Genomic DNA, 21,116 nt, shown 5'->3' with positions numbered 1-21,116 from the left:
CGAGAACGGGATTCACAGCAAGCACTCCTCGCACTGTTCGAAGCGCAACAGCGTGCCGCCGAGCACTGCGGGAGGAATCTCGACCACGCCCGCCGACAAGCGAGCGAAGGGAACCTCGCGCTCGCGCCAGTACTGCACCGCGGCTTCGAGATCGAGACATTCGATGCTCAACGCCACCGCGCGCGGCGGCGAGGCCGCGAGCGGGCCGAGCGAAGGCAGGCGGGCGGCGAGCACGGCTGCGCCGAGCAGCCAGCAGTCGCCCTTCTCGGTACGTACACGATAGCCCCCCTCCACCGATTCGACGGCGTCGGTACCGTGGATCGCCTGGAAGTGCTCGATATCGCGTTCGGGCGCGTCGCTCGAATACCATACCGCGCTGATCCGCGCCGCCTGGTTGGGGTGGCGCTCGAGATTCGGGTCGACGCGAAACAGCTCCGGGCGCAGCTGCTGGCAGAGAAACTGGGTGAGGAAGGGACGTTCGGGATCATGGAGGATATCGAGGGCGACACCGACCTCGACATCGCTGCCATCGGGAAGATGAGCCAGACGGCGAAATTCGATCGGATCCCAAGGCGAGAAACCGCGCGCCTCGACCAGCGCATGGTCGTGCGCCATCTGGCTGCTTTCGAGCGCGACCATCGCGATCCCCTCGCCAAGGGTCAGGCGTGCCTCGATCAGCCGAGCGAAGCGAAAGCCATTGGCATCGGCGTAGCTGGTCTGCTCCGGCCGGGCGATGGCGATCAATTCGATGAAGTTGTTGGCGAAGAACAGCAGATGGTTATCGGTGCCCCAGGGGTGGCTGTGACGCGGGTTGAGGGTGAAACCGAGCATACGCGCACGGGCGTATGCCTGATCGAGATCGCGTACCGCGATCAGCGGATGATCGATACCGAAACTCATCGTCTTGCTCCTTGCACGAACGCTCAGGATGAAGAGCCCGGCTGCTGCGGCCGGGCTCGCGCTCGATCGTTACACCAGGCCGCTGCCATAGCCCATCGCCACGCTCGAGCGCGCGGCGGTCTCGACCCATACGCTCTGCGCCACGCTGTACTCGCGAAGCCCATCGAGTCCACTCGAGCGGCCATAGCCGCTGTCGCGGAAGCCACCGAACGGAGACATCACGCTGATCGTCTTGTAGCCGTTGATCCACACCGTGCCGGCGCGCAGCTGCGCGGCGACCCGGTGGGCACGCGCCGGATCCTGCGTCCATACCGCACCGGCGAGGCCGAAGCGGGTGGCATTGGCGAGCGCCAGCGCCTCTTGCTCGTCATCGAACGGCATCACCACCAGCACCGGACCGAACACCTCCTCACGGGCGATGGTCATCTCCGGGGTGACATCGGCCAGCACCGTCGGTGCGACGAAGTAGCCATCGGCCCCCTCCGGCAGCCCTTGGGGACGACCGCCACCGCTGACTACCCGAGCCCCAGCCGCCTTGGCCTCTTCGATCATCCGGGTGACCCGCTCGAACTGCCGCGCGTTCTGCAGCGGCCCCATGCGGGTGCCGGGCTCCGAGGGCAGGCCGACCGGGATCAATGCGGCGGCACGCGCCAGCCGCTCGACCACCTGATCGAATATCTCACGCTGGACCAGCAAGCGCGAACCAGCGACGCAGCTCTGCCCCGCACCGCCGAAGATCGCCGCCTGGGCACCGCCTATCGCATCGTCGAGCCTGGCGTCGTCGAACACGATATTGGCCGACTTGCCGCCGAGTTCGAGCACGCTCGGCACCAGCCGACGGGCGCCGGCTTCAGCGATCATCCGGCCGCTTTCGGGCGAACCGACGAACACCAGCTTGCTGATCCCATCGTGGCCGGTGAGCGCCTGGCCGGTAGTGGCCCCGAGACCGTTGACGATGTTGACCAGCCCGCGCGGCAGGCCGCTGGCCTCAAGCAGCCCAACCAGCGCCACCGAGCTGAACGGGGTCAGTTCGGAGGGCTTGAGCACCACGCCGTTGCCAGCGGCAAGCGCGGGTGCGAGCTGCCAGCCGCAGGTGAACAGCGGCGCGTTCCACGGCGTGATCTGGCCGACCACGCCGAACGGCACGTAGCGGACGAAATTGAGGTGCGAGGTCGGCACCGGGATCACCTCGCCGTGCTGCTTGTCGCACCAGCCGGCGTAGTACTCGAACATCTCGCGCACCTTGGCGACTTCGCCACGGCAGTCGCTGATCGGCTTGCCCGCGACCAGGCTTTCGAGCTCGGCGAGCACATCGGCTTGCGCGACGATCGTCTGCGCTGCGGCGTACATCCGCCGTCCACGCTCGGAAGCGGTGAGCCCGCTCCACACCAGCTGGGCCTCGGCGGCGCAGGCCACCGCGCGATCGATCAGTCCAGCTCCGGCGTCGCGATAAACGATCAGCTCGCGCCCGGTCACCGGGTCGTTCAGCGCGATACGCTCACCCTCGCCGCCGAGCGATTCGCCCGCGATCCAGTTCGAGCGCGGCGTATCGCCGTCCAGGCCGAAATGCTCCAGCAGCGCCGCGAGCCGGCGCTGGGCCTGAAGATCCAGGGAGATAGAATTGGAAGTAGTCATCAGCGGGGGGCCTCGCTTTTCGCCTGCGCCAGGATCGGTTCGACGATGCGGTTGAAATCGTCCATATCGGTGGGTGCCTGTGGATCACGGTGCCACAGCGCCACCACCTGCTCGAGCAGTGAGAGCGAAACCCCAAGGCCCGTCGCCGCGTCACGGGCGAGACGCAGGTCCTTGCGCATCAGCCCGGTGGTGAAACCGGAATCGAAGCGCCCGGACAGCACCCATTCGGGGAAGTTGACCTCGCTGACCGCGCTGCGCCCGGAGCCGCTGTTGATCCCGGCGAGGCAAGCGCTCGGCTCGACACCCGCCTTCGCCGCCATCGCCACCGCCTCGGCGGCGCTGAGCAGGTGCGCGGCACAGAGATAGTTATTGGCCAGCTTGACCACGTGCCCAGCGCCGGCGGGACCGACATGGGTACGTTTGGCGGAAAGCGCCTCGAGCATCGGCATCACCCGCGCCACCGTCGCCTCGCGGCCACCGAGCAGCATGCCCATCTTTCCGCTGGCAGCACCCTTGGGACCACCGCTGACCGGCGCATCGAGCCATTCGAGCCCAGCGGCCTCGACCTTGGCCGCGAGCTCGCGGGTGACGTCGGGATCGCTGGTCGAGGTATCGACGATCACCGCACCGCGTGGCGCGCGCTCGAGCAAACCAGGAGAGGATTCGATCACCTCGCGCACCTGCACCGAGGTCGGCAGGGAAAGCAGATAGACATCCGCATCCGGCAGCGCCTGCGGCGCGACCACCTCGAGCCCCTGCTCGGCACGACGCGCCCGCGCGGTCTCGAACACATCGGTGCCGATGACCCCGAACCCCGCCGCTTTGAGGGTGAGCGCCATATTGCCGCCCATCTGGCCAAGGCCTATCACACAGATCTTCATTCGCGGCTCCACGATTGTTGGTTGTATGTCGAAGTCGGCGCTCGAGCCTGCATGCCTCGAACGAAGACCCAGTATCGGGAGCCGCGGTGTTCGATTGAAAGCGAGATAGTGTTCTGATCGATGATCAGCCGTATTCGACCCTGGGGACCACACCAACCGACCGTATCCCTCGGCGCGCTTCGCTCGATCCCTCGACTGGCGCCCCTCATTGCCGAGCTGATGCTCGGCCTTGGCGCGTATCGGCGCCGCTCGGGACGAACGGGGGAAGGTATGCGCTCAGAGCATTCAGGAGAACAAATCCATTCTTCGCGAGCCGCAGATGATGACCCACCTCCCGTTCGTGGTAAGCGCCCGAGGAACGAGGGCAGTCGAACCACGGCCTCGCCGCCGACGCTCGGGACGAACGGGGAGGAACTGAGGACGGCTTCTCTTCCCCCACTTGGATCAGGCCTGTTCGCTGGCTTTGACGGTCTGGAACACTTCGAAGCCCTCGAACTTGGGCGGACCGAGGTAGACTTGCGCGCGTTTCGACTGGCCAGCATTGGCATGGGCTGCGCGGAAGGCCTCCGATTTGGTCCAGGCGGTGAAGTCCTCGCGCGAGCGCCACAGGGTGTGGGAGGCGTAGAGCACGTGATCTTCCTCAGCCGGGCCACGCAGCATCTGGAATTCGATGAATCCAGGCAGCCCCTCGAGATGGCTTTCGCGCTCGAGCCAGATCTTCTCGAAGGTATCGGTGGCGTCGGGACGCACCTTGAAGCGGTTCATGGCGATGAACATGTGGACAACTCTCCTGGTCAGCGAATGGAACCGGCTGTGGATAACTAGAGTGTCATCCGCCGGTGATCTGAAAATTGAAACGGCAACCCTGTTTCATTGCGACGCCGCTCCTTTCGATACTCCGACGATAGCGTCACTGGATGCAATCATGCGAAAAGCGGGCACCTCGCCCGCTCGCGGCAAGCATTTGCCACTATAACGACAATCGATGCCCTAGCGGGCTCGCACGGGAGGTTCGTCCATGAGTTCCATCACCCAGAGCGCCCAGGCGCACCCCCTCTCTGGGCGGGGGCTGCGTCTTTTCCTGCTCGCACTGGCGATCACGATAGTCGCCGATTTGATCGGTGCGGTGAGGATACCCCTCGGCATCGGCCAAGTAGTGCTGCTACCGATGGTCTGGGCGCTGTTGATCGGCGCCGCGCTGGGTGTTTGGCATACTCGCCTGCCACGCTCGACGCAGGTCGACCTACCGCTTCAGTATCTGGCCGCCGCAGTGCTCCAGCCTGCGCTATTGCTGTTCATCGCCAAGCTCGGCCTGCTGGTCGGCGGCTCGCTGCCGAGGCTCGCCGATGCCGGCTGGGCGCTGGCGCTGCAGGAGGTCGGCAATGTGATCGGCTGCGTGCTGCTGGCGATGCCGGTGGCGCTGCTGCTCGGGATCAAGCGCGAGGCGATCGGCGCGACTTTCTCGATCGGTCGCGAGCCGGGACTGGCGATCATCGGCGAGCGCTTCGGGATGAACTCCGCTGAAGGCCGCGGCGTGCTCGCCGAGTACATCACCGGCACTCTGATCGGTGCGATCTTCATCTCGCTGTTCGCCGGCTTCGTCGCCAGCCTCGGCATCTTCCATCCCATCGCTCTGGGCATGGGGGCGGGAGTGGGCTCGGGCAGCATGACCGCCGCCGCAGTGGGCGCCATCGCCGCCCAGCACCCCGAGATGGCCGACGAGGTGGCGACCTTCGCTGCAGCCGCCAACCTTATCGCGACGACCATCGGCACCTATTTCACTCTGTTCATCTCGCTGCCGCTGGCGGTGTGGACCTACAACAAGCTCGAACCGCTGATCGGGCGTCGCGCCCACCAGCCGCGCCGGCCCGTAGCCGAGGTCGATGAGAGCGCGGTCCACGAAGTACCGGCGCTCGGCTACGGCCAGCGCCTGCTCGCTTGGCTGATGGTCGGCCTGATGGTGCTGGTGGGCAACTGGATCGGCTTCGGCGTATCGATGCTCGAGGCACTGCCCGGCGTAGCGCTGATCCTGGTCGCCGTGGTGATCGGCGATGCGCTCTATCACGGTACCCGGCGCTTACTGCCCGCGGTCTGCTGGGTCTCGCTGGTGGCGATGGCGATGACCTTCCCGGCGACGCCGTTCTCGGCCGAGATCGGCGCATTGACCGCCAAGGTCAATTTCCTCGCCATGGTCACCCCGATGCTGACCTTCGCCGGGCTTTCGCTGGCCAAGGACATCCCCGCCTTCCGCCAGCTGGGCTGGCGGATCGTGGTGGTATCGCTGCTGGCCAACGCAGGAGTCTTCCTCGGCGCCACGCTGATCGCCCAGTTCTTCGCCCACTCGCTCTGAGACGCTAGCGGACGCCCTTCACCGGCAGGATCGCCAGCGCACCGACCAACGCCAGCCCGGCGGCGGTGATGAACAGGGCAACGTAGTTGCCGCCGCCGCCGATGGCGAGGAACAGCGGGGCCACCGCCGGCGCAAGCGACTGGGGCGCGGCGTTGGCGATGTTGAGGATACCCATGTTCTTCGCCGCGTCCTGCTCGCGATTCGGCAGGATATCGACCACCAGTGCCTGGTCGACGGCGAGATAGACGCCAAAGCCAAGCGATGAGACCACGATCGCGGCCAGGAAGCCGCTGAAGCTGCTGGCCACGGTGAGAATGCCGAGGCCCGCGGCGTAGACCAGCCCGGCGAACAGCACGAACGGCTTGCGACGGCGCGAGCGGTCGGAAAGCCAGCCGGAGATGAATGAAGCCAGCATCATGCAGCCGCCCATCACCAGCGAGGAAACGAACACCCGCCGGCCGATGTTCAGCGCGTCGATGCCGAGCACGTCGGTGAGGTAGTAGACCTGATAGGTCATCAACATCGCCCCGCCGATGAACAGCAAAAAGCGGCTCACCCAGGCCCAGGCGAAATCGGGATGCTGCCTGGGGTCGAGCCAGAAATCGCGCAGCATTGCGAGCATCGAGAATGGTTTGGGTGGCGCCAGTCGGGCCACCTCGGGCTCGGGGTAGCGAAGGGCGAACAGCAGCATGCATCCGAGCCCGATCAGCGCCGGGACCAGGAACATCGCCATGCCTTCGGCACCGACCAGGTCGACGATCGCCGCTCCGGAGAACACCGCGACGTTGGAAGACATGCCATAGAACGCCGAGACCCGCCCGCGCTGCTGTTCCGGCACCCGGTCGGGAATCACCGCGACCAGCGCGGAAAGCGTGGCATTGAGCCCGGCCTGGACCACGCACCAGAGCACCCCGACCCACCAGAGCGATGGGCTCGCACCGATTCCGGCGAGCCCCGCCACCCCTACCAGCAGGCCACCGAACATCCATGGGCGTCGTCGCCCGAAGCGCGAGCGGGTACGATCCGAGAGCTGGCCGAACAGCGGATTGGCCACCATCGCCACTAACGCACCGGCCCCGAGAATGAACCCGAGGCTGGCTGCTTTGCCAGTCGGGTCGAGCTCGGCGACGCGGATCGCCATGGTGATCGTCACCGGGGTCATCACGGCGAGGAAAAGCCCGAACGAGGCGATCGTGTAGCGCAACATGAAGCCCGCGCCAACCTCGGCCAGCACCGGCTCCACGCGGGAGCTATCTGCTACCCTCTCGTGCCGCTCCATCGGCATGCCCTTCTCCCCAAGCGTCCGGCGCCAGCGTCGAACCGCTGAGCAGCCGTGCGATCATCCGCGCCGGGTTCCCCGATGGCGACTGAAGCCTCCATCGCAACCGAAAGCGCTTTCATCGCAGTCTGGGCCAGCGTCGGCACTCGCGCCAGGAACGAGCCTGCCAAGGTAATTCACAGCAGGGCGGAAATGCGCGCACGAGCACGCCTCGTGACCAGACACGCAAAGAGGATCGAGAGAGGGGGAATTTAAGTAGCGGCTACCGGCGACGAATGCCGCCGGTGCCGATCAGAGCGTGCCTTACTTGCTGGCAACGGCGTCTTTGAGGCCCTTGCCGGGCTTGAAGCTCACGTTCTTGCTCGCTGGAATGGTCAGCGGAGCGCCCGTCTGCGGGTTCTTTCCGGTGCGCTCGGCACGCTCGCGAACGGTGAAAGAACCGAAGCCGACCAAGGTGACGTCGTCACCCTTGGCGACACTGGCGGTGATCTCTTCGAGGATCACGTTCAGCACCTGGCTGGCCTTGTCCTTGGAGAGATCGGCCTGCTCGGCGATTGCCGCTGCGAGTTCTGGTTTACGCATCATTGCCTCCTGGGTATGCCATGACGATGGCGAATCTGCCGGCTTAGCCGGACGTTTTTTTGTTGAGCCAACCATCCCCCACGCTCATAGCGCGAAGAAGCCGACTCCGTACGGGGCGTCGCGATAAAGCTTCCTGCCGTCGCGACGACCGATGCTCCATCCGACAGTGAAACCGAAAGCCTCACCCACCGACGACTATCCGATCAGGCACCGGAGCCATCGAGGCAGCACCGCCTGTGCCATTTCCCGCCCGGTGATGCGGCGACCATATCACAAGCACTGGATGCCTTGGTCTGGGACGCATGCACGATGGTGCGAAAGCTCGGAAACAGCGTTCGACATGCTAGCAACACTCTCCGTCCCTGCCTAGACGTGTTTGGGCGTAGATAATCCGGCATGAATCCGGCTTTCATGCCGGTGTTACACTGCCGGTGTCCGATATCCGAGCCTATGGAAACCCGATGTCCGCCTTCACCGCTCTTCAAACCGGTCCGCTGCGCCGCTTGCCCGACTTCGCCCGATTGATGCGCCTCGACCGCCCGATCGGCACCTGGCTGCTGATGTGGCCCACCCTCTGCGCCCTGTGGCTGGCCGCGGACGGCATGCCCAGCCGTCGCATCCTGGTGATCTTCGTGCTCGGCGTCTATCTCATGCGCGCCGCCGGCTGCATCATCAACGACTACGCCGACCGCGACTTCGACGGCCACGTCAAGCGCACCAAGGAGCGGCCGCTGGCGACCGGGCGCATCTCTCCACGCGAGGCCTTGGCCCTGTTCGCGGTGCTGTTGGTGGCGGCCTTCGTGCTGGTCTGCTTCACCAATCCGTTCACCGTGATGCTTTCTTTCGGCGCAGCCGCGCTGGCGGCGCTCTATCCGTTCATGAAGCGCTACACCCACCTGCCCCAGCTGGTACTCGGCGCGGCGTTCAGCTGGAGCATCCCGATGGCCTTCGCCGCGGTGACCGGCAGCGTGCCCGCCGCCGCCTGGTGGCTGTTCTTCGCCAACCTGGTGTGGACGCTGATGTACGACACCCAGTATGCGATGGTCGATCGCGACGACGACCTCAAGATCGGGGTCAAATCGACCGCGATACTGTTCGGCTCGCTGGACCTGGCGATCCTGGCGATGCTCCAGGCGCTGGTCCTGCTGCTGCTCGTCGGGCTCGGGCTCTCGTTCTCGCTGGACGGCTACTTCTGGATCATGCTGCTGGGAATCGCTGCGCTGTTCGTTCATCAGCAGTGGCTGACCCGGCATCGCTCGCGCGAGGGCTGCTTCCAGGCCTTTCTCAACAACCACTGGGTCGGTGTAGTGATGTTCGCCGGCATCGGTCTGGCCACCTGGCCCGCCTGACGGGGGGCATGTCACGAGACTGTCACGTCACTGCGCTTGAATCGTCATGTGTCTGCGCCCCAGGGCGCGGTCGCGGGCCGGCAGAAGGCCGGGGATTCGCCCCGCCTGCAACCCACCCAGAGAGATGATCTGCAATGACCCGAACCGTGTTGATCGTCGATGACGAATCCTCCATCCGCGATATGATCGCGATCGCCCTGGAGATGGCCGACTTCCAGGTCCTCGAGGCCGACAACGCCCAGCGGGCGCTGGCGCTGGCCGTCGACGAACGCCCCGATATGATCCTGCTCGACTGGATGATGCCCGGCATCAGCGGCGTCGAGCTGGCGAGAAGGCTCAAGCGCGAAGAGACCACGCGGGAAATCCCGGTGATCCTGCTCACCGCCAAGGGCGAAGAGGACAACAAGGTGCAGGGGCTCGAAGCCGGCGCCGACGACTACATCACCAAGCCGTTCTCGCCCCGTGAGCTGATCGCGCGGATGCGCGCAGTGCTGCGCAGGGCGGCGCCGGCGAGCCAGGGCGTGATCGAGGTCGATGGCCTGTCGATCAATACCGAGAGCCAGCGGATCAGCATCGACAACCAGCCGATCGACATGGGGCCGACAGAATATCGCCTGCTGGCGTTCTTCATGTCCCACCAGGAGCGCGCCTACTCTCGCGCCCAGCTGCTCGATCAGGTCTGGGGCGCCAGCGTCTATGTCGAGGAGCGCACGGTCGACGTGCACATTCGCCGCTTGCGCAAGGCGCTCGGTGAGCGTCACGATTACCTGATCCAGACGGTGCGCGGCACCGGCTATCGGTTCTCACGCCAGCGCTCACGCGCCTGACAAGGAGGCGGCCACGGGCTCCCGATGCGCCATTGGACCCGCGAATTCTTGCTGCTCGCTCTATGCGGCGCGCTCGGCACCCTGCTGGGTGGGCACTATGGCCACGCTGGTTTCGGCCTTGCCGCCGGGCTGGGTCTCTACCTGCTCCTGACCTTTCGCCAGCTCAGGCGCCTTTATCGCTGGGCCAAGGCCCCGGATGGCACCAACCCACCGTCGGCCACCGGACTTTGGGGCGAGCTGTTCGATCGCCTCTATCGCTACCAGAAGCGGGAGCGCCAGCAGCAGGCCCATCTGCAGGGGGTGATCGATCGCGTCGAGCGCTCCTCGGAGGCGATGTACGACGCGATGGTGATCCTCGACGCCCACGCCGCGCTGGACAGCTGGAACGCGGCGGCGACCAGGATGCTCGGCTTCGAGCAGCCTCAGGATCGCGGCCAGCACGTCACCAACCTGCTGCGCCATCCGCGCTTCGTCCACTACTTCCTCGCCCAGCACTACGATGATCCGCTCGAACTGCCTTCGCCGGTCGACGAGTCACGCACCTTGCAGTTCCAGATCACCCCGTTCGGCGATCACGAGCGCTTGATGGTGGTACGCGACATCACCCGACTGCAGCGACTCGAGCAGATGCGCCGCGACTTCGTCGCCAACGTATCGCACGAGCTGCGCACTCCGCTGACGGTGTTCACCGGCTATCTCGAACCGCTGGCCCAGGCCGCTGAAACCGCGCTGCCGCCCAGGCTCGCGCGCGGCGTCGCGCAGATGGAGCAGCAGGCCGACCGCATGCGTCACCTGATCGACGACCTGCTGATGCTGTCGCGGCTCGAAAACGAGCAGAGCTTCTCGCCGCGTATCGCCGTCGATGTCGCCGCACTGATCCAACAGGTGCACAGCGACGGCGTCGCGCTGTCGAAGGGCCGCCAGACCTTCGAGCTCAAGATCGAGACCTCCGCTGAGCTGCTCGGCGCCCGCGAGGAGCTGCGCAGCGCGCTGACCAACCTGGTCTCCAACGCCGTACGCTACGCCGGCAACGGCCGCCGTATCGAACTGCGCTGGTACCTGGCCGACAGCGGCGAAGGCTGCCTGTCGGTGAGCGACGATGGCGAAGGCATCGAGCGGCGCCACCTTTCCCGTCTTACCGAGCGCTTCTACCGCGTCGACAAGAGCCGCTCCAGCGCGACCGGTGGCACCGGCCTTGGGCTTGCGATCGTCAAGCACGTGCTGCTGCGCCACCAGGGCCGGCTGGAGATCGAATCGAGTCTCGGCCGCGGCGCCCGCTTCACCCTCTGCTTCCCCGCCGAGCGGGTCAGCCTGCCGACGCCCAGCGACGCCTGCGCCGATTGAGCGGTCCACCGAGGGCGTGTTGACACGCCCTAGCTGCTGGCGAGGATCGCTCCGGCTTGAGCAGGACCGTGGTACTTCTCGATCAAGGCGAACAGGATCGCCGCGCTCTCGGCGTCGTAGAAGCCGGTGTGGTCGGTCGGCCTGAAGCGCATCTGGAAGCTCTTCAGCACCCGCAGGGTCTGATCGTCCATGCGCCCGGTCTGCTCGAGCCGATAGCCATAGCGCGCAAGGCCCTGCTGGAGCGCACGCACGCTGGGAACACGACCGTTGGAGAACTGGTTCAGGTAGCGGGCCACCGTGGCGCGCTCGGGCCAGGCGCCAACGCCCGCCTGGGCGAGGCGCTGCCAGGGGAAGAACGGCCCCGGATCGAGCTTGCGCCCGGGTGAGATATCGGAGTGGGCGACCACATTGGTGGGCTCGATGTCGTAGCGCTGGACGATGTCCTTGGCCAGCGCGATCACCAGTTGGATCTGCGACTCCGAGAACGGCGACCAGCTCAGCCCGCTCGGGGTCTGGGTGAAGCCGGGATTGACGATCTCGATGCCGATCGAGGTGTCGTTGAGCCCTTCCCGGTCCCCCCAGGCGCTGACACCGGCATGCCACGCCCGCATCGACTCGTCAGCGAGCTGCAGCACCACCGGCTGCTGCTGGAACTCGCCGGGCTGGTCGAGCACCAGGTAGTGGGTCCCCACCTGGCTGCCGGTGAGGGCGCGCAGCGCAGCGGCGTCGTCGCCGCCGGTATAGTGGATCACCAGATAGCGAACCCGCTGGTTGACCCCGGCACTGCGCACCGAGTGGTCGACGCGATAGCCGCTGCGTCGTTCGAGAGCACGGCCCTGTTCGGCGGAGTAGCGCCGCGCAGGTGCCCGGTCCTGGATCACCGGGGTCTCGAAATCGGGCACCTCGACCACCGGGGTCGGCGCCTGGGGAGGCGAAGGAGGCGTCGGAGCAGGAGGTGCACCGGCGCAGCCGGCGAGCAGCAGGGCGAATGCGAGGGACAGGAAACGCTTCGGCATGGCGGGACGAATCTCGCAGCAGGTCAAGGAAAAGCACGACACCAGGACACTTCCCCACCGACGGACGACGGAGAGCGTACAGCGGATGTGGGCCAGCGTTCAGGGTGGAGAGCACGGGGCGACAAGTCGATGCCCGTGCTGATCATAGTGCCTGCGCGAAGGGCAGGACAGCGCTGGCGAAGAATGTCTCAGCGTCCTTTCAACGCTGCTCGAGTCCTTCGCCGAGCGCCGGGGGTTTCCTATCCCTCGATTCCGTCATGCAAGCCCCTCGACAAGCTCGGAATGCGCGGAAGCTTGTCGAACCAAGCCCTCGCACGCTCAGCGCGGGCTGATCTTCGCGCCTTGCAGCGAAACGCCGGCCTGGATTCCCGCGTTGTTCATCACGAATCCGATGATCGGCTGCTGCATGGTGTTGGTATTGATGTTGCCACTCGCACCGACGTCGGCCACCGCCACGCTGGCATCGGCCCCGACGGTCCAGCCGTTGCTGCTGGTGAAGTCACGCAGTGCCTGATCGGTCATGAACAGGTAGATGATCGCCCGCGACTGGGCGCCGGCCTGGAACCCGATCGAGCCGGCAGTGGTGGTGTAGTAGCCCGAGGTCTGGTTGCCGATCAGCAAGGCGCCGTCGCCGTGCTCGGCACCGACCACGAAGCTGGCACCGATCACCCCAGGAAACACCAGCACCCCCTTGGCCCTGGAGACCAGCTCGCGAGCCTCGGGCGAGGCCCGATAGAGCCGCTCGAGGGCCTGCTGGACGTCGTTGTCGATCTGTCGCTGCTGGGTCATCGCATCGCTGCGATCCTGGGGCGTGGTGGTGGTGCAACCGGCCAGCGCGCCGCCCGCAAGCAGCGCGGCGAGCGTGAGCGCACCGGTACGACGCAGCCAATGTTCCTTGTTTCGCATCTTTTCTTCTCCCTGAAAATGGACGCTGAGACCTCGCGCCGGTACCGCCTGGGCCGCGCAGCTCTCCGATGCGCGACGAACCAAGAACTTATAGTTCGTTAATCTTTGACCCGCAAAGATCGCCCCTCGGCATTCAGGGCCGCATAGCTTCTCTGCCACATCACCGCACCGGCGGCCACCGCACCGGGCATCACCACCAGGTTCAGCAGCGGAATCCATACCGTCAGGCTCACCGCAGCGCCGAAACCGAGCGTTCGCCACCAGCCCGCAGCCAGCAGCCCGCGCATGCGTGGAAAGCTCACCCCGTGGTTGTCCATCGCATAGTCGAGATACTGGATCGCCATGCACCAGGCCGAGAACAGCATCCAGAGAAACGGCGTGAACAGATTGAGCCCCGGCACGAAGCCGGCGGCGAACAGCAGCGCCATGCGCGGCAGGATGTAGGTGAGCTTGTGCAGTTCTCGCTTGAAGCTGTCGATGGCCTGGCGTCCGAGACTGCGTGAATCCTCGCTGCCGCCGCCGAGCCGCCGCTCCACGGCTTCGGCGAGAAAACCATAGAAGGGCGAGGCGATCAGGTTGACCATCAGGGTGAAGGTGAAAAACGCAGGGATCAGCAGCGCGATCGCGAGCAGCGGGACGATCAACCAGTCGAGCCAGCCGAGCCAGCTGGGCACCAGCGCCATCCATTGATCCATCCACGAGGAGAAACCGCGCACCAGCAAAGTGATGGTGATCGCGTAGAGCACCAGGTTGATGAGCACCGGCACGATCACGTAGCGGCGAAGTCCCGCAGAGAGCACCAGACGGATACCGAGGCGCAGGGCATTCAAGCCTTCGAGCATGGGGCACTCCAAAAAACGACGCGGCGCCGGAAAGGCGCCGCGTCGTCGTCGAGAAGAGAAGTGTTCAACCAATATCGTCGAGATCCTTCTCGTCGAGATCGCGCAGATGAGTGTGGCGCAGGTCGAGGCCCTTGACCAGATAGATCACCGATTCGGCGAGGTTGTCGGCATGGTCGCCGATCCGCTCGAGCGCACGCAGCACCCAGAGCACGTCGAGTACTCCGGAGATCGAGGCCGGGTCCTCCATCATGAAGGTGACCAGCGAACGCAGCGCGCTCTTGTACTCATTGTCGACCTCGGTGTCGGCGCGACGCACTTCGAGCGCGAGCTTGGTATCGAAGCGGGCGAAAGCGGTCAGCGCGTTGCGCACCATGTCCCGCACCATCGCGCCGACCCGGCGGATTTCGACGAAACCGCGGTCATTGTGCTGCCCCCCCATCAACGCCAGGGCGTGGCGAGCGATCTTGTCCGCTTCGTCACCCATTCGCTCGAGGTCGGAGGCGGCACGGATCACCGCCAGCACCAAGCGCAGGTCGGAGGCGGCGGGCTGGCGGCGGGCGAGGATATGGGTGCACTCGTCATCGAGCTGCAGCTGCATCTCGTTGACTTCATGGTCGAAGCGGCGCACGTCCTCGGCGAGCTCGCCATTGCCGTCGAGCAGTGCGGTGAGCGCGTCGAGGATCTGTTTCTCGACCAGGCCGCCCATCGCCATCAGATGGGTCTTGAGTCCCTCGAGCTCCTGGTTGAACTGGCGGGAGATGTGCTGGCTATGTTGTTCGCTGGAAATGTCCATGGGGCTCTCCCGAAACGAATCGAAGGTGTGACGCAGCAGCTCCTCCTACCCAATGGGTCGCGCCGTTGAAGTCGGCTCGGAGCTGGCCACATGCGTCATTCGAGTATGACTGCGTTTGGTGACGGTTCGATGAACCTCATAGCGGCTCGAGCTTGGCGAAGCCGAGCACCAGCCACTTGTCGCCGTGGTCCTCGAAGCCGACCTGGACCCGGGCGCGATCGCCCTGCCCCTCGGCATCGAGGATCACGCCCTCGCCGAACGTCGGATGGCGCACCCGCTGGCCGAGCGAGAGACTCGCACCGCCCCCCTCGACCTGGGACTGGCGCACGAGCCCCCGGGCAGGACGCGGCGGCCGCGATGCGCTGAACCCCGCGCGCTCGGCGAGCGGACGAGAGACCTGGCCGCGCAGGCGAACCTCCTCGACCAGCCCGGCGGGCAGCTCGCGGATGAAACGCGAGGGCCGCTGGTAAGTCTCCTTGCCGTGCAGCCGGCGCATCTCAGCATAGGTCAGATAGAGCTTCGTCATCGCCCGCGTGATACCGACATAGCACAACCTGCGCTCCTCTTCGAGACGCCCCGGCTCCTCGACCGACATCCGATGGGGGAAGAGCCCCTCCTCGACGCCGGCGATGAACACCAGCGGGAACTCGAGCCCCTTGGCCGAGTGCAGCGTCATCATCTGCACCGCATCCTCGAACTCGTCCGCTTCGTGCTCGCCGGCATCGAGCGCGGCATCGGCAAGGAAACGCCCAAGCGTCGCCTCACCGGCCGCCTCGCCTTCCGGCTCGAAGGGGTCGGTGCCGCGAACGCCGCTCTGCCCCTGGGCGAAAGCGCGCGCAGCACTCACCAGCTCCTCGAGGTTCTCGACCCGGGCCTGGCCCTTTTCGCCCTTCTCGGCACGGTGGTAGTCGATCAATCCGGTGGCCTCGATCACGTGATCGATCAGCTCATCGAGCGGCAATCCAGAGGTATCATTGTCGAGCTGGTCGATCAGGTCGGCGAAGGACGACAGCGCACTGGCCGCACGGCCTCCGATCAGCCTGCGCGCCACCGCGTCGTGCAGCGCCTCCCATAGCGACATGCCCTCGTCACGGGCATGCGCGCGCAGCTGCTCGACGCTCTTGGTGCCGATCCCACGGGTCGGCACGTTGATCACTCGCTCGAGCGCCGCGTCATCATCGCGTGTCACCATCAGGCGCAGATAGCCGAGGGCGTTCTTGATCTCGAGTCGTTCGTAGAACCGGTGGCCACCGTAGATCCGATAGGGCATGCCGGCGCGGATCAGCGCCTCCTCGAGCACCCGTGACTGGGCGTTGGAGCGATAGAGGATCGCGATGTCGCGACGCGCATGTCCCTCGCGCACCGCCCGACCGATGGTATCGACGATGAAGCGTGCCTCGTCGAGATCGTTGAACCCGGCGTAGAGCGAGATCTTCTCGCCCTCGCCGACGTCGGTCCAAAGCTCCTTGCCCATCCTCCCGGCGTTGTTCCGGATCAGCGAGTTGGCCGCCTCGAGGATCGCCTCGGTGGAGCGATAGTTGCGCTCGAGGCGTACCACCCTGGTATCGGCGAACTCATCACGAAAACGCGCCAGATTCTCGACCTTGGCCCCGCGCCAGCCGTAGATCGACTGATCGTCGTCGCCGACCACGGTAAGCCGCGCGCGATCGCCGGCAAGCTGCTTGAGCCAAGCGTACTGCAGGGTGTTGGTGTCCTGGAACTCGTCGACCAGGATGTGGCCGAAGCGCTCGCGGTAGTGTTCGAGCAGGTGCGGATTGTCGCGCAACAGCTCGAGCGAACGCAGCAGCAGCTCGCCGAAATCGACCAGGCCCGCGCGCTCGCAAGCGAGCTGATAGAGCTCGTAGAGATCGACCATCTGGCCAAGGTAGGGATCGCCCGCAGCATCGACCTGAGCAGGACGCAGCCCCTCTTCCTTGCAACCGGAGATGAAGTTCGCGACCTGGCGCGGCGGGAAGCGCTCGTCGTCGATGCTGTGATCCTTGAGCAGCCGCTTGACCAGGCGAAGCTGGTCATCGCTGTCGATGATCTGGAAGTGTTCGACCAGCCGGGCGTCGTGCCAGTGGGTGCGCAACAGCCGGTGGGAGATGGAGTGGAAAGTGCCCACCCACATGCCCCGCGGCGGCAGGCTGAGCAGCGCATCCAGCCGGGTGCGCATCTCCCGCGCCGCCTTGTTGGTGAAGGTCACCGCCAGGATGGAGAACGGCGACAGCCCCTCCTCCTCGAGCATCCAGGCAATTCGATGAACCAGCACCCGGGTCTTGCCCGAGCCGGCACCGGCAAGCACCAGCAGGTTGCCCTGCGGTGCGCTCACGGCCTCGCGCTGAGCCTCGTTGAGCGAATCGAGAAGAGGGTGTTGGAGAGTCACGAAGGGCACCCGATACAGGTCTTGAATGGACGGAAAGTCTATCACAGCCCTCGCCACCGCCCCGACCGGCAGCTATCGGAAGAGCGACCGACGAAGGCATCGAAGCGAACGACCAGCCTAGAGCTCGGACAGGGGCAGGATCACAATGTTCCAATATCGTTCCAATCCTGGCCCGACATTTGCTATGTTAATTCCCGAGGGTCGATGCACGCGCTTGGTCATCAGGCTGTCATAGCGCCGACGTATCACCTCACTGGCAGGACTTGGGCTAGGTCCGAATCGTCGCCGAGCGGCTGATGGCAACGGCAAGAGCGTCCAAGCGCGGCATGGGCTTCGCGATGGCGCCCGCTTCGCGATTCCCTCGACGCGAATCCCCCGACACTGGGACGCTTCCAGCGCGGAGTCATCCGGTACGGCACTTTTTGAGGCAGAGTCCAGCACAGCTCTCTTTGCATCAAGGAGTCAGCGAATGCGCCGTAAGTCGTCCAAGAATGTGGTAGAAAATCGTCTGCTCAACACCTTCCTCACCCTCGAGGCGCTCGCTCAGAGCAAGCGTCGTCAACTCGCCGAATATCGATACCGCAACGCCCGCCAGGGCATCGAACGCCACTGGGAGCGAAGACGGCTCGCCCAGGATAGCGACCTCTACTGATCTTCCCACTCGCGAGTCAGTCTTGAGAGCAGGGTCAAAGCGCCGTCCAACCGGCGCTTTGTTCGCCTCAGATGGGTCTGATCGAGAGGGCCGATCGAGAGGCAAACAGCGGATGAAACACTCAGAACAACGCGTTCTGCCGCTCGCCTGGAAAAGCCGCGGGCGCGGGCCACTCCGACGGATTACTGGAAGCATCGAGGATCCGCTGATAGCACTGCCGGGCGAGCCATGGCGCTGCTTTATTGTCGGGTGTATGCACAAATAAAAAAGGTGTTTTCCCCTGATTTATCCACAGGTTCAGACGTTCGACCCAAGGGGTGAAATAGTCCGCGTTGCGCTGCATGTCGGCATGGCCGATGAAGCGCACGATCGGCGCATTCGCCGTGGAGATCACGTGTAATGGACGTTTCGGCTTTTCACTCTGGGCCTTGGCGAGCGATGGCGCGGCATCGGCAGGGGTAGAGAACAGTGCTCTGACATCGAGCATGACGCGATCGGCGCCGTGAGTTATCAACAATTGATTGAACTCTTTTTCCACCTCACCTTTGGCGAACATCGCTGGATCCCGCGGCTCCACCGCACAGCCCACCCCTTTGGGCCAGCGTTCGAGCAAACGGGCGAGCTTGTCGAGTTCGTCACCGCCAAAATTGCGCGGCAACTGCACCATGATGGGGCCTAGACGTTCTCCCAGAGGCGATAGCTGTGCGACGAACGCCTCGAACTCCGACTCGATGCCGTCCAACCGGCGCTCATGGGTGAGCCGCGACGGCAGCTTGAAACAGAAGCGAAACTCCCTCGGTGCAAGCGTCGCCCAAGCGGCCACGGTTTCGGCCTTGGGCGCACCGCTGTAGAAGGTGGTGTTGCCTTCCACCGCGGAAAACGCCGTCGCATAGTCGGCCAGGCTTTCGTTCATTGGCGCATGCGGGCCATAGAGCGTACCGCGCCAGTCCGGATTGGCCCACATCGCGAGCCCCAGGTGCAATCTGCCCTCTTTTTCGTTCACCATCCTCGCTGCCCCGATGCTGTACCGACCGATGACGGGCTTTCGTGCCCCCGTCGCTGTGCACTACTATCTTGGCGGCCCACGCCGCACGCCTTTCGCTACCGGCATGAATTTCCCGAGGTCATGGCCGTTTCGCCACGCGCTTTGGCAAGTAGAGGTCTCTCGTTTCGTGGATAACCTGCTGATGTCCATTCGCCGTCTTCGCACCGGAATGCGCTACCGACTGTCGCTTTCCATACCACTGCGTCGCGCCTGCATTGCGCTGCTCGGCCTGGGAGCGCTCGGCCTGCTCGGTGCCTGCGGCACCACCTCGATACAGCCGGACACACCGGTAGTGATCAGCTCGCCCGGGGCGGCGCCGAGCCTGCCGGTCCCGCCGGACCCCCAGCAGACCCGCCTTGAAGCCTCGGACTGGCATGGACTGCCAGGCTGGTCGCAGGATAACGCGCTTTCGGCGTGGAGCGCATTTCGCTCGAGCTGCCTCGCGCTGGTCAGAAAATCCACCTGGCAGCGGGTCTGCCGGAGCTCCGAGAGCATCGACCCGCTGGATAGCCGTGCGATCCAGCGCTTCTTCGAAACCAACTTCGTTCCCTATGCCGTGGTCAACGACGACGGCTCCACCACCGGTACTATCACGGGCTACTACGAGCCGATCCTGCGCGGCTCCCGCACCCGACACGGCCCTTACCAGGTTCCCTTGCACCGCCTGCCCACCGGGCTCAGCAAGGCGCAGCTCACCCAGCCGCGCGCAACGCTGCTCGGCAGCGGCGTACTCAAAGGCCATGAGCTGGTGTGGGTCGACGACCCGGTGGAGGCGGCCTATCTGCAAATCCAGGGATCGGGACTGATCGAGCTCGACGACGGTACCGTGATGCGTGTTGGCTTCGCCGGTACCAACGAGCGAGCGTTCAATTCGTTCAGCCGCTGGCTGCTCGATCGCCGCCAGATCACCCCCGCCCAGGCGACGATGCCAGGCATCCGTGCCTGGGCCAAGTCGCACCCCCAGCAGGTCGAGCAGATGCTCAACGTCAATCCTCGCTACATCTACTTCCGCGAACTGCCGCCTGAGTATGCCGATCCTCAGCTCGGCCCGATCGGTGCGCTGGGCGTGCCGCTGACCGCGGAGCGCAGCATCGCAGTCGATCCGAGCAAGATCCCGCTGGGCGCGCCGGTGTTCCTCTCCACCACCCGTCCCTATACCAGCGAGCCGCTGCAGCGGCTGATGGTGGCCCAGGACACCGGTAGCGCGATCAAGGGCGCAGTGCGTGCCGACTTCTTCTGGGGACGCGGCGACAGCGCCGGCGAGAGCGCTGGGCGGATGAAACAAAATGGCCAGCTGTGGGTGCTCATGCCCAACGCTCGCTGAGGCTGGCACGGAACTTGCCTAAGTTGATTGCTCAATAGTCGCATGCCTTGGCCCGTCCTCGTGACGAAGCCGGACCCGGAGGCTTCCGGGTCCGGTTCTTTCTCTCGCCGGCCTACGCTTTTTCAATCATGTTTCGGCTATCATTACGTCATTGAGCCCCCGCCAGGCATCGCCTTCGAGCTCGAAACGACGATCCACGCGAACCGACTTCCCCACCCCGGAGCATCGCCACGGAGCGTCATTCGCCGTCCACTGCACCAAAAGTGTCCAGGCCGGCAAGGTTCGCAGCGCCATCCCGCTGCGTGACTTCCATCCCCGACTACCCTTCGGGAGATCACGACCATGTTGAATCCACTTTCGCCCCGCTGGCGATCCTGTTTCACCCTGTTCCAGGGCTGCCTGCTCAGTGCGCTCGGCATCCATCTGCTGCAGTCGGGCGGCATGCTGATGAGCAGCACAGCCGGCCTCGGCCTGCTGCTCGAACGGGTCACCGCGCTCGACTTCGCGCTGCTGTTCTTCATCATCAACCTGCCGTTCTATCTGCTCGGCTGGCGCTCCCTGGGCCGCGCCTTCACCTTGCGCACCCTTGCCTGCGTCACCCTGCTGTCGCTGCTGATCAAGGCATTCAACGATTGGCTGCCGCTCGGTGACATCAGCCTGCCGATCGCGGCCATCGCCGCCGGGCTGCTGCTGGGTGTGGGACTGGCGATGATGTTTCGCGAAAACGCCTCGCTCGGGGGCATCAACATCCTCGCCCTGCATCTAGAACGCAGCCGCGGCTGGCATGCCGCACGCACCACGGCCTGCTGGGATCTCGCCCTGGTCGCCATCGCGATACTGGTCTATAGCCCCTCGGAGATCGTCTTCTCGCTGCTCGCCTTCGCGGTGCTGGCCGTGGTTCTGGCCCATCATCACCGCAAGCAGTCGACCAGCAAGGCACCGGCACGGAGCGAGCAGCAGCGGCTCGAGCGCGCACGCGCCTGATCGCTAAAGGGTGGAAACGGC

Annotated in this window: 19 protein-coding genes; 7 read left to right on the top strand and 12 right to left on the bottom strand. The window is 65.1% G+C overall.

Going from position 1 to position 21,116, the window contains the following annotated elements:
* Window positions 1-12 precede the first annotated feature (12 nt).
* From Q376_RS22885 to hmuQ, 4 genes are all read right to left on the bottom strand, one after another.
* Window positions 13-900 (bottom strand): VOC family protein, encoded by an 888-nt coding sequence (locus tag Q376_RS22885; RefSeq protein ID WP_052365341.1) that lies wholly within the window; start codon window positions 898-900, stop codon window positions 13-15.
* 69 nt (window positions 901-969) lie between these two features.
* Window positions 970-2,535, bottom strand: coding sequence for an aldehyde dehydrogenase family protein (locus Q376_RS0114795; protein WP_027350958.1), 1,566 nt, complete (start codon window positions 2,533-2,535; stop codon window positions 970-972).
* Window positions 2,535-3,416 carry an NAD(P)-dependent oxidoreductase gene (locus Q376_RS0114790; protein ID WP_027350957.1) on the bottom strand — a complete coding sequence of 294 codons (882 nt, stop codon included), beginning with the start codon at window positions 3,414-3,416 and terminating at the stop codon, window positions 2,535-2,537. Before Q376_RS0114790 ends, Q376_RS0114795 begins: the two co-directional genes overlap by 1 nt.
* 444 nt (window positions 3,417-3,860) lie before the next feature.
* Window positions 3,861-4,193, bottom strand: coding sequence for a heme-degrading protein HmuQ (hmuQ, locus tag Q376_RS0114785; protein WP_027350956.1), 333 nt, complete (start codon window positions 4,191-4,193; stop codon window positions 3,861-3,863).
* A gap of 241 nt (window positions 4,194-4,434) precedes the next feature.
* Here hmuQ and Q376_RS0114780 point away from each other — a divergent pair, with 241 nt between their 5' ends.
* On the top strand, window positions 4,435-5,766 hold the full coding sequence (locus Q376_RS0114780) for a DUF3100 domain-containing protein (RefSeq protein WP_027350955.1): 1,332 nt from the start codon (window positions 4,435-4,437) through the stop codon (window positions 5,764-5,766).
* 4 nt (window positions 5,767-5,770) lie between these two features.
* On the opposite strand, the gene Q376_RS0114775 is transcribed toward Q376_RS0114780, so the two are convergent.
* The gene (locus Q376_RS0114775) at window positions 5,771-7,051 is read right to left on the bottom strand and encodes an MFS transporter (RefSeq protein WP_027350954.1); all 1,281 of its coding nucleotides are present in this window, start codon (window positions 7,049-7,051) and stop codon (window positions 5,771-5,773) included.
* Between the two features lie 297 nt (window positions 7,052-7,348).
* Complete coding sequence (locus tag Q376_RS0114770) at window positions 7,349-7,627, bottom strand: HU family DNA-binding protein (protein WP_027350953.1); 279 nt, start codon at window positions 7,625-7,627, stop codon at window positions 7,349-7,351.
* A gap of 461 nt (window positions 7,628-8,088) precedes the next feature.
* Here Q376_RS0114770 and ubiA point away from each other — a divergent pair, with 461 nt between their 5' ends.
* The 3 genes from ubiA to phoR all read left to right on the top strand — a co-directional run bounded on the left by ubiA (window position 8,089) and on the right by phoR (window position 11,147).
* Window positions 8,089-8,976, top strand: a complete 888-nt coding sequence (ubiA, locus tag Q376_RS0114765) for a 4-hydroxybenzoate octaprenyltransferase (RefSeq protein ID WP_027350952.1) — start codon at window positions 8,089-8,091, stop codon at window positions 8,974-8,976.
* Between the two features lie 134 nt (window positions 8,977-9,110).
* Window positions 9,111-9,803, top strand: a complete 693-nt coding sequence (gene phoB / locus Q376_RS0114755; RefSeq protein WP_027350951.1) for a phosphate regulon transcriptional regulator PhoB — start codon at window positions 9,111-9,113, stop codon at window positions 9,801-9,803.
* A gap of 24 nt (window positions 9,804-9,827) precedes the next feature.
* The gene (gene phoR, locus Q376_RS0114750) at window positions 9,828-11,147 is read left to right on the top strand and encodes a phosphate regulon sensor histidine kinase PhoR (RefSeq protein ID WP_027350950.1); all 1,320 of its coding nucleotides are present in this window, start codon (window positions 9,828-9,830) and stop codon (window positions 11,145-11,147) included.
* A 29-nt stretch (window positions 11,148-11,176) separates the two neighbouring features.
* On the opposite strand, the gene Q376_RS0114745 is transcribed toward phoR, so the two are convergent.
* From Q376_RS0114745 to uvrD, 5 genes are all read right to left on the bottom strand, one after another.
* Complete coding sequence (locus Q376_RS0114745) at window positions 11,177-12,163, bottom strand: N-acetylmuramoyl-L-alanine amidase (RefSeq protein ID WP_027350949.1); 987 nt, start codon at window positions 12,161-12,163, stop codon at window positions 11,177-11,179.
* A 318-nt stretch (window positions 12,164-12,481) separates the two neighbouring features.
* Window positions 12,482-13,069: a BPSL1445 family SYLF domain-containing lipoprotein gene (locus Q376_RS0114740; RefSeq protein WP_027350948.1), complete on the bottom strand. Its 588-nt coding sequence runs from the start codon at window positions 13,067-13,069 to the stop codon at window positions 12,482-12,484.
* A 98-nt stretch (window positions 13,070-13,167) separates the two neighbouring features.
* A complete protein-coding gene (gene cysZ / locus Q376_RS22880) occupies window positions 13,168-13,911 on the bottom strand; it encodes a sulfate transporter CysZ (protein WP_043448097.1) in 744 nt (247 codons plus the stop codon).
* 64 nt (window positions 13,912-13,975) lie between these two features.
* A complete protein-coding gene (phoU, locus tag Q376_RS0114730; protein WP_027350947.1) occupies window positions 13,976-14,704 on the bottom strand; it encodes a phosphate signaling complex protein PhoU in 729 nt (242 codons plus the stop codon).
* A 136-nt stretch (window positions 14,705-14,840) separates the two neighbouring features.
* The gene (gene uvrD, locus Q376_RS0114725; RefSeq protein ID WP_043448164.1) at window positions 14,841-17,090 is read right to left on the bottom strand and encodes a DNA helicase II; all 2,250 of its coding nucleotides are present in this window, start codon (window positions 17,088-17,090) and stop codon (window positions 14,841-14,843) included.
* Window positions 17,091-17,559: 469 nt separating this feature from the next.
* Here uvrD and Q376_RS0114720 point away from each other — a divergent pair, with 469 nt between their 5' ends.
* Complete coding sequence (locus Q376_RS0114720) at window positions 17,560-17,742, top strand: hypothetical protein (protein ID WP_027350945.1); 183 nt, start codon at window positions 17,560-17,562, stop codon at window positions 17,740-17,742.
* 121 nt (window positions 17,743-17,863) lie between these two features.
* Here Q376_RS0114720 and Q376_RS0114715 read toward each other — a convergent pair whose 3' ends face one another.
* Window positions 17,864-18,748 carry a DUF72 domain-containing protein gene (locus tag Q376_RS0114715; protein ID WP_027350944.1) on the bottom strand — a complete coding sequence of 295 codons (885 nt, stop codon included), beginning with the start codon at window positions 18,746-18,748 and terminating at the stop codon, window positions 17,864-17,866.
* Between the two features lie 181 nt (window positions 18,749-18,929).
* Here Q376_RS0114715 and mltA point away from each other — a divergent pair, with 181 nt between their 5' ends.
* On the top strand, window positions 18,930-20,111 hold the full coding sequence (gene mltA, locus Q376_RS22875; protein WP_245598970.1) for a murein transglycosylase A: 1,182 nt from the start codon (window positions 18,930-18,932) through the stop codon (window positions 20,109-20,111).
* A gap of 342 nt (window positions 20,112-20,453) precedes the next feature.
* Window positions 20,454-21,095, top strand: a complete 642-nt coding sequence (locus Q376_RS22870) for a YitT family protein (protein WP_052365340.1) — start codon at window positions 20,454-20,456, stop codon at window positions 21,093-21,095.
* The last annotated feature ends 21 nt before the right edge of the window (window positions 21,096-21,116 follow it).

The organism is Halotalea alkalilenta DSM 17697 (genome assembly GCF_000621205.1).
Classification (GTDB): domain Bacteria; phylum Pseudomonadota; class Gammaproteobacteria; order Pseudomonadales; family Halomonadaceae; genus Halotalea; species Halotalea alkalilenta.
Note: the sequence above shows the minus strand (reverse complement) of the source record. Positions and strands in the feature narration are given on the sequence as shown.

What these genes read in the sequence shown, in the direction of transcription:
- Q376_RS22885 (WP_052365341.1), bottom strand. Translation starts at nt 900, where the DNA reads ATGAGTTTCGGTATCGATCATCCGCTGATCGCGGTACGCGATCTCGAT.
- Q376_RS0114795 (WP_027350958.1), bottom strand. Translation starts at nt 2,535, where the DNA reads ATGACTACTTCCAATTCTATCTCCCTGGATCTTCAGGCCCAGCGCCGG.
- Q376_RS0114790 (WP_027350957.1), bottom strand. Translation starts at nt 3,416, where the DNA reads ATGAAGATCTGTGTGATAGGCCTTGGCCAGATGGGCGGCAATATGGCG.
- hmuQ (WP_027350956.1), bottom strand. Translation starts at nt 4,193, where the DNA reads ATGTTCATCGCCATGAACCGCTTCAAGGTGCGTCCCGACGCCACCGAT.
- Q376_RS0114780 (WP_027350955.1), top strand. Translation starts at nt 4,435, where the DNA reads ATGAGTTCCATCACCCAGAGCGCCCAGGCGCACCCCCTCTCTGGGCGG.
- Q376_RS0114775 (WP_027350954.1), bottom strand. Translation starts at nt 7,051, where the DNA reads ATGCCGATGGAGCGGCACGAGAGGGTAGCAGATAGCTCCCGCGTGGAG.
- Q376_RS0114770 (WP_027350953.1), bottom strand. Translation starts at nt 7,627, where the DNA reads ATGCGTAAACCAGAACTCGCAGCGGCAATCGCCGAGCAGGCCGATCTC.
- ubiA (WP_027350952.1), top strand. Translation starts at nt 8,089, where the DNA reads ATGTCCGCCTTCACCGCTCTTCAAACCGGTCCGCTGCGCCGCTTGCCC.
- phoB (WP_027350951.1), top strand. Translation starts at nt 9,111, where the DNA reads ATGACCCGAACCGTGTTGATCGTCGATGACGAATCCTCCATCCGCGAT.
- phoR (WP_027350950.1), top strand. Translation starts at nt 9,828, where the DNA reads ATGCGCCATTGGACCCGCGAATTCTTGCTGCTCGCTCTATGCGGCGCG.
- Q376_RS0114745 (WP_027350949.1), bottom strand. Translation starts at nt 12,163, where the DNA reads ATGCCGAAGCGTTTCCTGTCCCTCGCATTCGCCCTGCTGCTCGCCGGC.
- Q376_RS0114740 (WP_027350948.1), bottom strand. Translation starts at nt 13,069, where the DNA reads ATGCGAAACAAGGAACATTGGCTGCGTCGTACCGGTGCGCTCACGCTC.
- cysZ (WP_043448097.1), bottom strand. Translation starts at nt 13,911, where the DNA reads ATGCTCGAAGGCTTGAATGCCCTGCGCCTCGGTATCCGTCTGGTGCTC.
- phoU (WP_027350947.1), bottom strand. Translation starts at nt 14,704, where the DNA reads ATGGACATTTCCAGCGAACAACATAGCCAGCACATCTCCCGCCAGTTC.
- Q376_RS0114720 (WP_027350945.1), top strand. Translation starts at nt 17,560, where the DNA reads ATGCGCCGTAAGTCGTCCAAGAATGTGGTAGAAAATCGTCTGCTCAAC.
- Q376_RS0114715 (WP_027350944.1), bottom strand. Translation starts at nt 18,748, where the DNA reads ATGGTGAACGAAAAAGAGGGCAGATTGCACCTGGGGCTCGCGATGTGG.
- mltA (WP_245598970.1), top strand. Translation starts at nt 18,930, where the DNA reads ATGTCCATTCGCCGTCTTCGCACCGGAATGCGCTACCGACTGTCGCTT.
- Q376_RS22870 (WP_052365340.1), top strand. Translation starts at nt 20,454, where the DNA reads ATGTTGAATCCACTTTCGCCCCGCTGGCGATCCTGTTTCACCCTGTTC.